The 15,846-nt window shown below is 41.4% G+C and carries 12 protein-coding genes; 1 reads left to right on the top strand and 11 read right to left on the bottom strand.

The window, feature by feature from the left end; translation table 11 throughout:
* Positions 1 to 16 precede the first annotated feature (16 nt).
* Together NSQ36_RS06690 and NSQ36_RS06685 are read right to left on the bottom strand one after the other, a co-directional pair.
* Positions 17 to 1,846 carry a PAS domain-containing sensor histidine kinase gene (locus NSQ36_RS06690; RefSeq protein ID WP_137054703.1) on the bottom strand — a complete coding sequence of 610 codons (1,830 nt, stop codon included), beginning with the start codon at positions 1,844 to 1,846 and terminating at the stop codon, positions 17 to 19.
* 155 nt (positions 1,847 to 2,001) lie between these two features.
* A complete protein-coding gene (locus NSQ36_RS06685) occupies positions 2,002 to 4,128 on the bottom strand; it encodes a penicillin-binding protein 2 (RefSeq protein ID WP_339207065.1) in 2,127 nt (708 codons plus the stop codon).
* Positions 4,129 to 4,464: 336 nt separating this feature from the next.
* Between NSQ36_RS06685 and NSQ36_RS06680 the strand changes: the two genes are divergently transcribed.
* On the top strand, positions 4,465 to 5,259 hold the full coding sequence (locus tag NSQ36_RS06680; RefSeq protein WP_003212087.1) for a CAP domain-containing protein: 795 nt from the start codon (positions 4,465 to 4,467) through the stop codon (positions 5,257 to 5,259).
* A 39-nt stretch (positions 5,260 to 5,298) separates the two neighbouring features.
* Here the strand turns inward: NSQ36_RS06680 and NSQ36_RS06675 are convergent, their stop codons facing one another.
* From NSQ36_RS06675 to NSQ36_RS06635, 9 genes are all read right to left on the bottom strand, one after another.
* Positions 5,299 to 6,171, bottom strand: a complete 873-nt coding sequence (locus tag NSQ36_RS06675) for an NAD(P)-dependent oxidoreductase (RefSeq protein WP_003211880.1) — start codon at positions 6,169 to 6,171, stop codon at positions 5,299 to 5,301.
* A gap of 13 nt (positions 6,172 to 6,184) precedes the next feature.
* Positions 6,185 to 6,970, bottom strand: a complete 786-nt coding sequence (locus tag NSQ36_RS06670) for an SDR family oxidoreductase (protein ID WP_251190919.1) — start codon at positions 6,968 to 6,970, stop codon at positions 6,185 to 6,187.
* 74 nt (positions 6,971 to 7,044) lie between these two features.
* Positions 7,045 to 9,006, bottom strand: coding sequence for a methyl-accepting chemotaxis protein (locus tag NSQ36_RS06665; RefSeq protein WP_339207062.1), 1,962 nt, complete (start codon positions 9,004 to 9,006; stop codon positions 7,045 to 7,047).
* Positions 9,007 to 9,124: 118 nt separating this feature from the next.
* Positions 9,125 to 10,153 carry a spore photoproduct lyase gene (gene splB / locus NSQ36_RS06660; protein ID WP_050945157.1) on the bottom strand — a complete coding sequence of 343 codons (1,029 nt, stop codon included), beginning with the start codon at positions 10,151 to 10,153 and terminating at the stop codon, positions 9,125 to 9,127.
* An 82-nt stretch (positions 10,154 to 10,235) separates the two neighbouring features.
* Positions 10,236 to 10,478 carry a transcriptional regulator SplA domain-containing protein gene (locus tag NSQ36_RS06655; protein ID WP_044331928.1) on the bottom strand — a complete coding sequence of 81 codons (243 nt, stop codon included), beginning with the start codon at positions 10,476 to 10,478 and terminating at the stop codon, positions 10,236 to 10,238.
* 97 nt (positions 10,479 to 10,575) lie between these two features.
* A complete protein-coding gene (gene ptsP, locus NSQ36_RS06650; RefSeq protein ID WP_106029802.1) occupies positions 10,576 to 12,294 on the bottom strand; it encodes a phosphoenolpyruvate--protein phosphotransferase in 1,719 nt (572 codons plus the stop codon).
* The gene (locus tag NSQ36_RS06645; RefSeq protein ID WP_003211078.1) at positions 12,294 to 12,560 is read right to left on the bottom strand and encodes a phosphocarrier protein HPr; all 267 of its coding nucleotides are present in this window, start codon (positions 12,558 to 12,560) and stop codon (positions 12,294 to 12,296) included. The genes ptsP and NSQ36_RS06645 overlap by 1 nt, the downstream gene beginning before the upstream one ends.
* A gap of 93 nt (positions 12,561 to 12,653) precedes the next feature.
* A complete protein-coding gene (gene ptsG, locus NSQ36_RS06640; RefSeq protein ID WP_003210849.1) occupies positions 12,654 to 14,753 on the bottom strand; it encodes a glucose-specific PTS transporter subunit IIBC in 2,100 nt (699 codons plus the stop codon).
* Between the two features lie 202 nt (positions 14,754 to 14,955).
* The gene (locus NSQ36_RS06635; protein ID WP_277552591.1) at positions 14,956 to 15,810 is read right to left on the bottom strand and encodes a transcription antiterminator; all 855 of its coding nucleotides are present in this window, start codon (positions 15,808 to 15,810) and stop codon (positions 14,956 to 14,958) included.
* Positions 15,811 to 15,846: the final 36 nt, after the last annotated feature.

The raw sequence follows: 15,846 nt of genomic DNA, 5'->3' as shown, positions 1-15,846 counted from the left end.
TCTCCTGCCGTTGTTTTTATTTTGCAGGAAACATGATGTGAAATACGGTGCCCTTTTCGGGATGACTATCCACACGGATCGTCCCGTTGTGATTTTCTAAAATATTAAATGTCACCATAAGGCCAAGTCCAGTCCCTTTTTCCTTTGTCGTTAAAAAGGGCTCTCCTATTCGCTTCATGACCGATTCAGGAATGCCAACCCCTTCATCACGAATGGTGACGTGAATTCCATCTCTTTCTGCTTTGGCCGTAATGTCAACCTGCCCTCCGTCCGGCATGGATTCTACGGCATTTTTGATTAAATTGATAAACACCTGCTTGAGCTGATTTTGATCCCCGTTCATCAGGAGATCCTCTTCTATTTCACTTGTATTCATTAAAATGCCATTTAAGTTCGCTTGTGTTTCTAATAAAGCCGTGACTTCGCTGATGATTTTTTTCAAATCAAGTGTCTGCATCGATGCCGTTTGCTGCGGTTTTGCAAGCATGAGCAGCTCGCTTAAGATAATTTCTATCCGGCTCAGTTCAGAGAAAACAATCTCGAAATATTGATCCCGATCTTTCGTTTTCGGTTTAATGAGCTGCAAAAAGCCTTTGATGGCAGTCAATGGGTTCCTGATCTCATGTGCAATGCCCGCAGCCAATTGGCCTGCGATCGATAATTTTTCAGATCGGAGCATGAGCTCTTCTGTCTGCTTACGTTCGGATATATCTCTTAAAATAATTTGAACGGCTGTTTCTCCAAAAAATGTAGTTGGGATACACACCATTTCTGTATAGATCAGCTTGTGCTTAAATGTATGACAGCTCATCGTGACAATCTCAGAATCTGATGCTCTTTCAATAATACGTGATATGCTTTTTTTCACTTTTGGCTGGTCACAGGAATGGATTTGATGAAAAATATCTTTTCCTATTAATTTATCGTAATGCTCGGCTTCAAATAATTTAATGCCTGATTCATTCATAAACACCCATTTGTGATCGTGAATGACCGCAATCGTATCAATGGAGTTTTGGATGAGCAGCTGATACCTCTCCCGGCTTTTTTGCAGAACGGTTTGGAATTTCTTACGGGATGAGATGTCTACTAACAGCAAAAGCTCTGCCCGCTGATTTTGATAGATCGTTGGTGATGACTTCACTTCGATATGAATGCTGCTCCCATCTTTCCGCTTCCATATCTGTTCAATCATTCCGACTGGAAGACCTTGCTGCAGCCTTGTAATTCGGCTTCTCACAATGTCATGGTACTCCTCAGCAATAAAGTCAAATGCAGTTTTGCCGATCATGTCATCTCTTGTACATACCCCCATTAATTGAAGCATCGCATCATTCGCATAAACAATTTCCCCTAAAATCGTAATACATAACGGATTTGGCAGCATGGCAATCAATTGTTCAGCTTCACTGACATGTTGGAAAGCCGGCAGACTGCCTAACGACTGTTCTGACACTTCTGATGTTGTTTGAAATGCTGCTTTTTGCGGTTCAGCGTCCAGCACCCTCATTTTTAGGATCATTTCTCTACTTAGTTCACTGTCTAACTCATCACAAGCGACAAAATCAATACTAGCTTCAATCCATACAGCTGTTAGGTCACTTCTAAGCAGCCTAAAGTGGGAAATCTCTAGCATGTGCTGATTGTAGAAATAACTCTCAACGAGAAATTGATCTTCGGTATGAACAAAGTCTTTCAAAAAACACCCTAGTAAATCCTTTTGTTCATAGAGCAAAAGCTGCTTACAGTTAGAAGAAATGTAGAGAAAGCGGCCATTAGAAGAAAGAACGGCATGTAAATCGATATTCGAATAAAGCTGATTCGAATCTTTCATTTTTTGTTCCATCGTCGTCCGACCCTCCTTTTCATTTTTTAGGGTTGTCCTTAGATTGATGTATAAAAAAGATTCGCTAGAAAACCCGTATTTTCCTTCCGTCATCGAGGGAAACGTCCATATTTTCAGCAAAAAAGAGCACATTCTCTTGATGTGCTCTCTGCTGTTTACTGCTTTTCGTATTTCTTTTGTAATTCAACGTACTTATCAATAATTTTACTTGGAATGGTTTTAATGACGGAATCTTTGTCTGAAACATAAGGGGTCACGACACTAAAAGCCACTTTTGGATTGGACGATGGATAATATCCCCCAAAGGTTAAATTGTAAGTGGGGTTTCCCCACCAGCTGCGGTTAGCACCATAGTAAAAGGTTTGGGCCGTCCCTGTTTTTCCTGAGACATCATGCTGACCAAAGCGGCCAGCGGCAGTACCGCCGGTCGATGTGACCATTTTCAGCCCCATTTTGACGCGGTCAATATCTGCTTTCGAATTGTTAATCGTGTTCAATACCTTCGGCTCATATTTTTTCACGACTGGGCCTACTTCATCCTTCTTTGTTGGAAGGTGAACGCTTTTCACCACTCTTGGTTGAACGCGATTTCCTCCATTGGCGATCGTTGACATGTACTGGGCAACTTGAAGCGGTGTATACGTGTCATACTGCCCAATTGCTTCATCGAGCAAAAGTCCGCCGACCGTCTTCGGATGTGTCTGCATCCCGCTTGATTCCTGCGGCAAATCGATCCCTGTTTTCACGCCAAGGCCGAATTGCGCATAGTAGTTTCTCATTTTTTGCAGGTGCTCAGGTCTTGCCGGTAACGGACCATCCTTTTGATAAATGATGCCCGCCATTCTCATCGCTACTTGGAACATGTAGACGTTGGAACTTTTTTGGAGAGCCTGTAGATCATTGACCCATCCAAGAACTTTGTATGACCGTTTCGGCTTTCCACCACTCCCTGCAAAGTAGAGCGGTGTATCCATATAGGATTGGTTGTGCGACATTCCGTCCTGATAACCGCCAAGTACTGTGGCTCCTTTGATTACAGAGCCCATTTCGTACTGGGTCGTAAATGTTCCGATGGCATAATCAGTGACGTCTCTGCCGTCCATTTTCTTGCCAGACATCGCGAGAACATCCCCAGTGTTAGGGTCCATCATCACGACAAATGCGCGATCCATCATATAGTTTCTCGCACTAGCGGATCTAAGCTCTGATTCGACGATCTTGTCGACTTCCTTTTGCAGCTCCATATCAAATGTCAGTGCAAGATCAAGTCCTCTTCGTCCCTCTGTCCGCTTGATTTCATCGAGCAGCTTCCCGCCAACCTGAGTATATTGAACGGTCGCTTTCTCCGGGTTCAGAAAATCCTCGTATTGATACTCTAAATAGCTCTTCCCTACTCGGTCATTACGTGAGTAGCCTCTTGCCATATAGTAATCTTCACGCTCTTTTATAATCCCTTGCTCTGGTGTGGTCACACCGCCAAGTACATTATAAAGGGTCTTCTCATACGGATATTTTCTTGTCCAATCATTGATGACATTCACACCAGGCAGTTCATCAAGATGCTCTGATACAAGTGAAATCTCTTCATAGGTCAAACTCACAGATGATGCCTGCTTTGACTCTTTTGTTTCATCGAGTAAAGCAACTTTTTCGTCCCCTTTTTTCTCTTCATTTGGGTCCATTGCTTTCACGATTTGAGGCTCAAAGGCATATCCGCCTGTAAATCGACGATAGATCGCTGCAACTGCTTTTTCCTCTGCATTTTTTTCGATCGCCTTGACCTCTTCCTTAGGCACGCGCTCTACTTGAAGCGGATAGACATCTTTTGCTTTAAGATTCTTTTGCTCTGCTTTTGAAATGAGCTTATCCGCTTCTTTCGGATGGCTTGCCAGCCAAAAATCTCGAATGTCACGCTCTCTCAAAAAATCAGTATCCATTTTTATATAAGTCGCAAGTTTTCTTGCTACCTTAATCTTATCCTTCGCTTTTACACCGCTTTCTGATGTATAAACGATGGCAGGTACACTTTCATTATCAACGACGACTCTTCCTCTCGCGTCATACATTTTTCCTCTTGGTGACGGGTATGATGCTGTTTTGACCTCTGTTCGGTTAGCCTGCTTTTTATAATCCTCACCATTGACGATTTGCAGTACACCAAGCTTGATCACAAGCACAGCAAACAAACTAAAGACAGCGAAGAAAAAGAGATTAATCCTCCAGGCGTTCCGGCGCTTGAATTTTTTCTGCTCGGCACCACCTTGATGCTGTTTCTCTCCCACTTATGTAGCTCCTCTCATCCTTTCAATCTTTTACAATTACCACTCATTATTGTAACACTTTTGTAATAGTTGTTACAGCGAAACAAGCGAAAAAAAGCTGTCAATCCCTATTATGCAAAAAAATATACTAACACTTTAAAATATTGGTATGTTTATGTCGTTTTCATTAAATGGAAGAATTCCCTATCCTTTGATATGAGGCGGTTTTTTTTGTGACTTTAACAAAAATGACAAACAGGCATTGTCAATGGAGGATGCTGGTACGTTTATAACAAAAAGTCCATGTTATGATTTTCTGTGAGAAAACAAAACAAAGATTTTAGGAGGAGTTACAATATGAAGAAGAAATCATTCTTTTTTTCAGCGCTAACGGCTGCTGCACTCATCACGTTCACTGGGGGACATTCAGCTGATGCGAAGGAGCTTAACCTGAAACAAGTAATACATGTACAGCATCAAACCATTGATCTTCATACATTAGCTACAAAATTACATATCTCTTCAGATGTAAACAAGCTAAGCAAGTCGAATCAAAAAGAGATCGAAGCTCTTTTAAACAAGCTGATCAAAAGCGGTCAACCTGTTACTGGCACAAAAGTGGTAAAAGAAGTAAACAAAGCAAAAAATGAACAAAAACAAGAATCAGTGAAAAAACCTACTGCTTCTAAACCAAGTGCGCCAGCAAAACAAAATACAAACAACAATACAAAAGCTGATCAAAAAGACACAACGACAGCAAAAGCAGACAGCAGCTTGAATGCATTTGAAAAAGAAGTCGTTGAGCTTACAAACAAAGAGCGTGCAAAGCAAGGATTAAAAGCACTTTCTGTTGATTCAAAGCTAAGTAAATCTGCTCGCGCAAAATCTCAAGATATGAAAGATAAAAACTATTTCTCTCATACAAGCCCAACTTACGGATCTCCATTTGATCAAATGAAGAAATTCGGGATCACTTACAAAACAGCAGGTGAAAACATTGCCCAAGGTCAAAGATCTCCACAAGAAGTGGTGACTGCTTGGATGAACAGTGAAGGTCATAGAGCCAATATCTTAAACAAAAACTATACACATATCGGTGTTGGTTATGTGAAATCTGGCAACTACTGGACGCAGCAATTCATCGGAAAATAAGTTATCTAAAAAGCCTGTCCCAAAGTAGGACAGGCTTTTTTATTTCACCCATAATTTATATATACTTTGTGTGCCGCTATTTTCTTCGCCCTGTTCGCGCAGCTTCTCATAAAGTGACTTCGCAAGTGAGAGCCCAGGCATCTCTTCTCCCATCAGCTCTGCTTCTTCAAGTGCAATGCCCATATCTTTAATAAAATGCTTCACGTAGAACCCTGGCTCGAAATCACCTTTCAACATTCTTGGTGCAAGGTTTGACAAGGACCAGCTTCCTGCCGCACCCGTTGTGATGCTTTTGAGCACGTGCTCTGGATCAAGTCCTGATTTTTCGGCATAGGCCATAGCCTCTGCGACACCTACCATGCCTGCTGCAATCGCAATTTGGTTACACATTTTGGTATGCTGGCCGCTTCCTGCAGGTCCTTGATATTGAATGTTTTCGCCCATTTTCTCAAATAAGGGCAAACACGCTTCATAGGCTGATTTTTCTCCGCCAATCATAATCGCAAGCGTTGCATTTTTTGCGCCTACGTCTCCGCCAGAAACTGGTGCATCTAATGCAAACAGCCCTTTTTCTTTCGCTTTCACTTCAATTTCTTTTGCCAGTTGAGGCTTCGATGTCGTCATATCTATCAGATAAGTACCAGGCGTAGCATGTGCCACAAGCCCCTCTTCACCTAAATAGATTTCTTCTACATCTGATGGATATCCTACCATTGTGATGACAGCATCTGCATGTTGTGCAATTTCCTTCACTTCCGGCTTCCATGATGCGCCTTTTTGAATGAGTGCATCTGCTTTCGCTTTTGTTCTTGTATAAACGAGAACTTCATAACCTGCATCCATTAAATGTTCAGCCATACTGCGTCCCATTACACCAATTCCAATAAAACCAACTGTTTTGATTTGTGTCATCACTTGTTCCTCCTTAAAGAGACTTTGTCAATCCACCATCAATGATAAGTGTTTGACCTGTCATATATGTATTGGCTTCAGATAAAAGAAAGGCTGCATATGCTGCAAATTCCTCTGGCTGTCCATAACGGCCAAGCGGAATCGTACGTTCAGCCTGTGCTTTGATTTCTTCAACCGTTTGATGCTCTGCCTGCGCGCGGTGCTTGTCGAGCTGTTTGACGCGGTCTGTTTCAATTTTCCCTGGGGCTAACGTATTAATCAAAATCCCATCCTTAGCAAGCTCCTGAGCGGCTGCTTTTGTCCAGCCGGCAATAGCCGGTCTAAAAGTATTTGACAGCATCAAGCCTGGGATCGGTTCTTTTACTGACATAGACGCAATGTTTAACACGCGTGCACCGCGTTTTTTCAAATAAGGCAAGGCCTCTTTTAATAATCGAATATAGCTGAGTAAATGAAGCTGAAATGATTCCATCCAGTCTTCATCTGTTAAGGTTTCAAGCGTCCCTGTTTTAGGCCCGCCTGTATTGTTCACAAGAATGTCTACACACTTCTCATCACCAGCTGCCGCTTGAACTAGCGCCTTGATTTGCTGCGCGTCAGACACATCACATACTTGATAAGTCAGCTTTCCTTTTACAAGCGGAGATAATTCTTTCACCGTTTCTGTCAGCGTGTGCTCATGTCTTCCTGAAAGCATCACATCTGCTCCCTCTTTTGCTAGAGCAAAGGCAATCGCTTTTCCGATACCTTGACTACTTGCAGCGACCAATGCTTTTTTTCCAGATAAATTGACATTCATGTCAACACCTCCTTTGCTTTATTTTATCATACAAAAAGAACCTTGCTCACGTCGCAAGGTTCCTTTCCGCTTCTTTACAGCTTAAACCGATCTACTGCCTGACGTAATGCATTGCTTGATTCGTTCAGCATTTCAGTCGAGGTTTTCGTTCTTTCTAAAACTTGGACTTGTTCATCTGTAGACGCATGCACTTCCTCAGCTGAAGCCGCCGATTCTTCTGAAATTGCAGCAATGCTTTGAATGGAGTCACTCATCTTCTGCTGTTCTTCTGTCATTTCATTGATCTGTGTATGAATGCTGTCGATTGTACCGACAAGTGCCTGCATTTCCATTGTGATGCTGCTCAGTGCCTCACCTGTTGCATTAATGGCGTCACCTTGTTCCTCATTCATCTTACTTGCTGCTGTCATCGCTTCAGCCGCCTTCTTCGATTCATTTTGAATGAGTTTGACGGTTTCACTAATGTGTTTTGTTGATTGCGCAGATTGTTCAGCAAGCTTTCTGACTTCTTCTGCAACAACAGCAAATCCTCGTCCGCTTTCTCCAGCTCTCGCTGCTTCAATGCTTGCATTCAGTGCAAGTAAATTCGTTTGATCCGAGATTTGAGAAATGGCTGTCACCACGTTTTCGATATTTTTCGTTTTATGCTCAAGGTCTAGCAGCATTTGCTCTACCTTTTTCGATTCTTCGTTCGCTTGTGTTGATTTTTGAACGAGCACACCAAGTGCATCAAGCCCTTTATAGCTTGCATCCTCAGATGATTTTGAGTTGGTTTGCATTTGTGAGGCAAGCTCACCCATATGGCGCACTTTCTCATACAATTGCTCTGATTTCTCATTAATTGTTTCTGCATCTGATGCCTGCTTAGATGCCCCTGTTGCCACCTCTTGAATGGCGGTTGCAATCTGTTCGCTCGACAGCAAGGTTTCATTTGAAATTTGTGTGACTTCATCCGTTGATGTCACTACTTGGTCTGAAGCCCCTTTCACTTTTTCAATTAACTCTCTAATGTCCTCTATCATTTGATTAAAGCTTTTCGTGAGGAGACCAATTTCATCTTTAGACTTCACTTCAAGCGTACTTGTTAAATCGCCTTCTGACACTTTACGCACATGCCCTGTTAGACGCTTGATTGGCGTTGTAATGCTTCTTGCCAATAAGAAGCTGAGGATCATCGCAAGAATAATGGCAATGACGGATATAATGATACTTGTCTGATTCATTTGTTCTGTAATCCAAAGCAGTTTCTTTTTCTCAAAGCTAACACCAACCGTCCAATCGGCTTCTTTGATTTTAGATATAACCGTCAGTTCTTTGCTGTCATCAATACCTGAATTGTCGATTGCTTTTTTCACAGAAGCAACTTTTGATATGTTTTTTCCTTGCTCTTTTGGATGCGCCAAAATGGTGCCTGTGTTATCAACTAAGAAAGCGGTCCCTTTATAAGGAATCTCTTGTTCATTTATATAAGATTGAATGGAGGAGAGCTTCAAATCAAGTCCAGCGACTCCAATGACCTTTCCATTTTTGACAATCGCCTTCGTGGCTGAGACAATCACTTTTTTCGTTGCTTCATCAATATATGGATCTGTCCAAACAACCTGATCAGGCTTTTCGACTGCTTGTTTAAACCAGCCTTGTTTAGATGGATCATACCCTTGGCCAAGATCGAACTCCGGGAAGCCGAGCATTTTGCCATCAGTTGTTCCAATATAAGCAAACGAAATGAGTTTATCCTGTTCCTGCAGGTTTTTTATTGCACTTTTTTCAAAATCCAGTGTTTGCTTTGTTTGTTTTTGCGCAAATTCTTCAGTTATTTTACCTGTTGCCAATTTTTTAATTGTATTGCCGTAATTATCAAGCTTTTCTGTAATAATGTCTTTCAGGCTTTCTGCCGTTGCTGTGGCGGTCGTTTTTGCATCTCGTTCAATCAGTGGTGTTAATACCATGTTGGAACCCACTTGAACTGCCACGACGGTTAAAATTAAAATAACTGAGATGAAAACAGCTATTCTCACTTGAAGTTTCTTAAACATCTCCTCACACCCCTATATCCTACTTTCATACCTCGTTGTATATATCGGCATAATTGATACCGCATTCAATAGTTGTGAGAAAATTTAAATAGAAAAAACAAGCCCAAAAAGGCTTGCTTCAAGTAAAATATTCAATTTTTGCAGACGGAAAGTACTGATCAATATATGATTCTAACGTCTGTCTCAGTTCTTGTTCCTCATCTTTTTGGTAGATATATTTCCCGATTCCATATCTACCCCACTTGTATCTTCTTTTTTCTTCATCTAATTCTAATTTTGATTTCGGATAGTTTTTTTGGATGACACGCTTCGCTGGTTTTGTAAAACGATGCTGGATCATTTCAAAGGTGATATCGTGCCTCACATCTTCAGGAAGGGCTGCATCTAGCTTTTCAAAAAGAACTTTATACCCTTCCTGCCAGCCTTCATGAATGTAAATTGGGGCAATAATAAAGCCAAGAGGATAGCCTGCCTTTGCGACCTTGACAGCCGCTTCAATCCGCTGATCAAGCGGTGATGTTCCAGGTTCGAAATATTTAATGACATAATCCGCATTGATGCTAAAACGGAATCTTGTCCGGCCATTATGCTTTGCATCAAGTAAATGATCGACATGATGAAATTTGGTCACAAAGCGAAGCTTACCAAGATCAGTTTGGCCGAAGTATTCAATCGCTTTCTTTAGTGTATGTGTCAAATGGTCAATTCCTACAATATCTGACGTACAAGAAGCTTCAAATCTCGTGATATCCGGCGCACGCTCATTCATGTACTGCTCCGCCTGATCTAATATTTCTTCAACATTCACATATGTTCGAATGTATGGCTTACTTCCCATCGTCGTTTGCAGGTAGCAATAATGGCAATGCCCCATACAGCCTGTTGCAAATGGGATCGCATACTCCGCAGATGGTTTAGACGTATCAAACTTCAACGTTTTCCTCACACCAATGACAAGCGTTGATTTCGCATTACGATACTTTTGTAAGTCATTTTTACCCGGAATATTTCTCACTTGGTTATGTGAAGTCGTTTCTCTTATTTCAATACCCATCCCCTCGAACTTTTCCTTCAGCTCTCGTCCTAACGGGTACTCTAACGCCCGTGGTTCAATGTACACAAGCTGGGGCACAAAAGGTTTGATCATATTTAGCACATCCTTACCTTATAGGTTTTCATACCGTTACTTTAACCGTGCAGGATGGCTTTTATCCTTTCTAAAATCTCCCTTATTCAAACAAATCTTGATAAAGAGCTTCTGCTTCTTCATATGTTGGAAAGACCGCATCATCTGGAGCCAAGGGATGGTACGTTTCAAGTAAAAATAGGGCAAGCTCCTCTTCGTTGTATGGATGTGAAACAATTTCTGCTTCTTTGATTTGTGCTACGTTTGCTGCATGTGGATTTCGATAAATCACATATACTTGATCACCCGGTTTATAGTCTGAGAAAGGCAATCTGGTCACCTCCATTTTTCTTATAGAATGCCCTTCTCTCTGACGGATATGACCCAATATGATAAAATTCGACAAAAAAACCAGACAGGGTTACTGTCTGGTTTGAATTCACTTAGTTATGTTGAAACGTTTTCTTCACGAAATCAACCACTTCTTCTGTCGTGCTAAGTGATAAAATATGCTCTTTAAATGATGCAGCTTCTTCCTTAGAAAGCTTGCTTAGCTGAGTTCTTGCTGGAAGAATAGATGTTGCACTCATTGAGAATTCATCTAATCCTAATCCAAGAAGAAGAGGAATTGCGATTTCATCTCCTGCCATCTCTCCGCACATGCCAACCCATTTACCTTCTTTATGCGCTGCTTCAATAACAAGCGTAATCAGACGTAAAATCGCTGGATTGTAAGGCTGGTAAAGATAAGACACTCGTTCGTTCATTCGATCAGCGGCCATTGTGTATTGAATCAAGTCATTCGTTCCAATACTGAAGAAATCCACTTCTTTTGCAAATTGGTCTGCAATGACAGCTGTTGATGGAATTTCTACCATTATACCGATTTCAATGGAATCGGATACGTCTGTACCAGCGGCAACCAATGCTTCTTTTTCTTCAAGTAAAATGGCTTTTGCTTCTCTAAATTCTGATAACGTCGCGATCATAGGGAACATGATTTTCAAGTTTCCATATGTACTTGCACGAAGTAAGGCGCGTAGCTGTGTTCTGAAAATCTCCTGTTCTTCGAGGCAAAGGCGGATCGCTCTAAAGCCAAGAAACGGGTTCATTTCTTTTGGAAGCTGCAAGTAAGGGAGTTCTTTATCGCCACCAATATCTAGTGTGCGGACAACCACTGCTTTGCCTTCCATTTTCTCTAAAACAGTTTTATACGCATCAAACTGCTCTTCTTCTGTAGGAAGCTGATCTCTGCCCATATATAAAAATTCTGTACGGTACAATCCGACTGCTTCGCCGCCATTTTCAAGCACACCTTTTACATCTTCAGGTGTTCCGATATTTGCAGCTAGCTCTACGTGAACGCCGTCTTTTGTGACCGTTGGCTGGTCAACCAGTTTCGCCCATTCCGCTTTTTTAGCTAAATAGTCTTCATGCTTTTTTTGATACGCTTTCACTTCATCTTCAGAAGGCTGAATGATGACGTCTCCGCTAATACCATCAACAATGATCAGATCACCATTTTTCACCGTTTTTGTTGCTTCTTTTGTTCCAACAACAGCTGGAATCTCCATTGATCTTGCCATAATCGCTGAGTGAGAAGTACGACCGCCGATATCTGTCGCAAACCCTTTGACGAATTGTCTGTTCAGCTGAGCAGTATCAGAAGGAGTTAAATCTTCAGCAATGATGACCACTTCTTCAGAAATCATGCTTGGATTCGGAATGTCAACGCCTAGCAAATGTCCAATTACACGCTTTGTTACGTCGCGAATATCCGCTGCACGTTCCTTCATGTATTCATTGTCCATTGCTTCGAACATCGTAACAAACATTGTCGCTGTTTCTTTTAAAGCAAATTCAGCATTTACTTTATCAGAGTTGATTTTATCCTTTACTGGGTTTAGCAGCTCTGGATCACTTAACACAAGAAGGTGTGCAGAAAAGATATCTGCTTTGTCTTGGCCAAGCTCTTTTAGCGCATGTTCTTTAATTGCTTCAAGTTCTTGTTTAGAAACATGAATTGCTTCTTCAAAACGCTTCACTTCTGTCTCTGGATCGTTGATGTCTTTTTGGTGAACTGTTAAATCTGGTTCTTCCAGACGATATGCTTTTGCAATCGCAACGCCTGCTGAAGCACCGATTCCTTTCAGTTGTTGCATTACTCGCCTAGGCCTTCACTTTTCATTGTGTCTTTAAGCGCAGCAAGTGCATCATTTTCATCAGAACCAGAAGCAGAGATTGTGATTGTAGCACCTTTCGCAATTCCTAGAGACATTACACCCATAATAGATTTCAGGTTCACTGTTTTACCATTATATTCTAAGTTGATATCAGCATCATATTTACTAGCAGTTTGTACAAGTACTGTTGCAGGACGTGCGTGAATTCCAGAATCTGCAGTTACTTTGAATGTTTGTTGAGCCATTTTTATCAATCTCCTTTTTATACAATTAATACATCCACAATATTATATCATACTGCCGAGCTTGTCATCTAACAAGAACGGCAGTTATGAAAATTATTTTGAAATTTTCATGATGTTTTCTTGACCAGCTTTGATTTCACCGGCTTCTTGAAGGTCAATAAATTGTCCTTCACTTAAGTTGGTAAATACAATTGGTGTCATTAAAGATGGTACTTCAGACTTAATTTTATCAATATCAACCTCTAAGAGTTTTTGACCGATTTCTACTTGATCTCCCTCTTGTACAAATGCTTCAAATCCTTCTCCTTTGAGGCTGACCGTATCAATACCGAAGTGGATCAAAATTTCAAGTCCACCGTCAGATTGTAGGCCAATTGCGTGTTTCGTTGGGAATACATTTAAGATCTTCCCTTTCACCGGTGAAACCACCGTTCCATCTGTTGGCAAGATGGCGAAACCGTCACCCATCATTTTCCCTGAGAATACTTGATCTGGTACATCTGTAATCGGATGAAGCTCCCCTGTAATTGGTGATGCAAAGATTTCTTCACCTAGTTCGTTTTGAAGCGGTTTTGCAATGACCTCTTCGACCTGCTGGCTGACTTCTTCTTTTGCAGAAGGGTCTTTCGCTGGACGAGGCGTGCGGCCTGCAATGATGTCCTGCATTTGTGTTTTTAAATTATCAGAGCGAGGACCGAAGATGGCCTGGATGTTGTTCCCTACTTCGAGAACTCCTGAAGCACCAAGCTTTTTCAAGCGGTCCTTGTCCACTTTCTTCTGATCATTAACAGTGACACGTAAACGCGTAATACAAGCATCAAGGTGTTTAATGTTTTCTTGGTCACCCATTGCTTCAAGAATTTCATAAGGTAAGTCATTACCCTTTTCAGACTTAGCACTATCTGCCCCGTCAGCTGCTTCATCCTCGCGGCCTGGCGTTTTCAGATTAAATTTGCGAATGGCGAATCTAAATCCGAAGTAATAAATTGCAGCAAGTGCGAGACCAACTGGAATCACAAGCCACCAAGCGGTTCTGTTTGGCAAGATACCGAATAAGAAGAAATCGATTAATCCTCCTGAGAAGGTCATACCGATTTTCACGTTTAGAATATCCATTATCATAAAGGATAATCCAGCAAATACACAGTGGATTGCAAATAACACTGGTGCAACAAACAAGAATGAGAATTCAAGCGGTTCAGTAATCCCTGTTAGGAAAGAAGTCAGGGCTGCTGATCCCATAATTCCTGCGACAAGCTTTTTATTCTTTGGTTTTGCTTCATGGTAAATCGCAAGTGCTGCTGCTGGGAGACCAAACATCATGAACGGATATTTCCCTGTCATGAATGTACCAGCTGTCAGCTGAACACCATCTTTGATTTGAGCCATGAAGATACGCTGATCACCACGGATAATATCTCCTGATAAGCTCTTATAGCTAAAGAACTCATACCAGAATGGCGCGTAGAATATGTGGTGCAGACCAAACGGAATTAATGAGCGTTCAATGACACCGAATACAAAGGCAGCAAGCGGCTCATTCGCTGCAAGCAGTCCTGTTGAAAATGAGTTCAGTGCACCTTGGATTGGCGGCCAAATGACTAGCATCAAAAGCCCTAAAATAAGTGCTGAAATAGATGTAACAATTGGAACAAAACGCTTACCGGCAAAGAAGCCAAGATATTGCGGAAGCTCAATTTTGTAAAATTTATTAAACATATAAGCTGCTAATACCCCGACAATAATCCCGCCAAAAACTCCGGTAGATAAGGTCGGTATGCCGAGCATATTAACATATGCTGGGTGGCTTTCCTTAAAGAACTTAGCCAATTTGATTGAATCGGATGGAATGGATCCGTTGGCCATTAATACGGCACTCATCGTTACGTTCATGACAAGATAACCGATAATTGCGGCAATCCCTGCCACACCGTCTCCATTAGCAAGACCGATGGCAACCCCTACAGCAAATAAGAGCGGAAGATTCGAGAAGACAATGTTCCCCGCATTTTCCATGACGCTTGCAACAAGCTGAATTGTATCATTGCTTAAAAATTGAGCCACATCGATCAGCTGCGGATTTTGCATCGCATTCCCAAGTGCTAGTAAAATACCAGCAGCAGGAAGGATCGCAACTGGAAGCATAAGTGCTCGTCCAATTTTTTGCAACACACCAAAAAGTGATTTAAACACTAGTTGAACCTCCTTTTATTTTCGCTTACAACATACAAGCGGGACGCTCCCTGACATACATTTCATAGTTAACCGTTTACATTTCACTTTCAAACACAAAAAAAGGCATGGTGATATAAGGTTGCGCAAATAACAGGATCTTATCCTGTATTTACCTTAAGTCACTCATGCCTGATCGAATCAGTTACACGTTTCAAGGAAACTATGAAATTTTATTTGTCAATCTGTACAGATGAAGGGTTAGGTAGACAGCCTCTGCATCTTGTACAGGCTTTTTCAATGCATGTTGTAATATTTTGATCATTTTCCAAGCAGTATTGTAGCATAAAGGATATTCATTTTTCAATAGATGAAGCAATTTTTCTGGCTCCTCTAAAGATTCTTCCCGTTTAATACGCTCAATCGAAAACGTAATATGGCGCAATAAGCGTAAATAATGAATACTTTCTCTGTCTACTTTCATATGAAATGAATCTTCTATGACTTGGACCATTTGCGTGATGAGCTGCGAATGACGGTTCACCTCAGATAATGGCCGATTCGTTAAAGCTGAGTGAATATGGAGCGCAATAAAGCCAATCTCTCCTTCTGGCAGCTTTGTTTCGACATCAGGACGCTCGTTAATGAGCTCAACGACTTCCTTTGCGACCTCGTATTCTTTCGGATACAACGACTTCGTCTCAAGCATAAAGGGATTGGTGATATCATATCCTTGCTGCACCCGCTTAAAACTAAAGGCAATATGGTCAGTCAGGGCAATATGAATATGCTCATTCAAACGGTGTCCCATTTTTTCTCGTATATGATAAATGACGTCATTGGCAAGCTCGATCATGTTCTCATCAATGTGGTGAAGCAGTTGTTTATATTCTGTTTGTTCCTTTGTATTTTTAAGGACAAACATTTTTTCAAATGTATCTTGATCGAGAACATCACCCGATTTTTTCCCGAAGCCGATTCCTTTCCCAATCAGAACTACTTCGCCCAAAGAAGAGTGTCTTGCAATGATGACATTATTATTTAACGCTTTATCAACGGTGAAGGATTCCATGAACATCCCCACCTCCTTCTTATTCAATCCCTCTTATCGTAC

This window comes from Bacillus sp. FSL W8-1143, from assembly GCF_037965155.1.
Taxonomy (GTDB): domain Bacteria; phylum Bacillota; class Bacilli; order Bacillales; family Bacillaceae; genus Bacillus; species Bacillus pumilus.
The sequence above is the reverse complement of the archived record's forward strand: the minus strand, read 5'-3'. Positions and strand labels throughout refer to the sequence as shown.

Coding starts and splice junctions, on each gene's coding strand:
- NSQ36_RS06635 (WP_277552591.1), bottom strand. CDS start 15,810: ATGTTCATGGAATCCTTCACCGTTGATAAAGCGTTAAATAATAATGTC.
- NSQ36_RS06670 (WP_251190919.1), bottom strand. CDS start 6,970: ATGAATGTCAATTTATCTGGAAAAAAAGCATTGGTCGCTGCAAGTAGT.
- ptsP (WP_106029802.1), bottom strand. CDS start 12,294: ATGCAACAACTGAAAGGAATCGGTGCTTCAGCAGGCGTTGCGATTGCA.
- splB (WP_050945157.1), bottom strand. CDS start 10,153: ATGATCAAACCTTTTGTGCCCCAGCTTGTGTACATTGAACCACGGGCG.
- NSQ36_RS06680 (WP_003212087.1), top strand. CDS start 4,465: ATGAAGAAGAAATCATTCTTTTTTTCAGCGCTAACGGCTGCTGCACTC.
- NSQ36_RS06675 (WP_003211880.1), bottom strand. CDS start 6,171: ATGACACAAATCAAAACAGTTGGTTTTATTGGAATTGGTGTAATGGGA.
- NSQ36_RS06655 (WP_044331928.1), bottom strand. CDS start 10,478: ATGGAGGTGACCAGATTGCCTTTCTCAGACTATAAACCGGGTGATCAA.
- NSQ36_RS06690 (WP_137054703.1), bottom strand. CDS start 1,846: ATGGAACAAAAAATGAAAGATTCGAATCAGCTTTATTCGAATATCGAT.
- NSQ36_RS06645 (WP_003211078.1), bottom strand. CDS start 12,560: ATGGCTCAACAAACATTCAAAGTAACTGCAGATTCTGGAATTCACGCA.
- NSQ36_RS06665 (WP_339207062.1), bottom strand. CDS start 9,006: ATGTTTAAGAAACTTCAAGTGAGAATAGCTGTTTTCATCTCAGTTATT.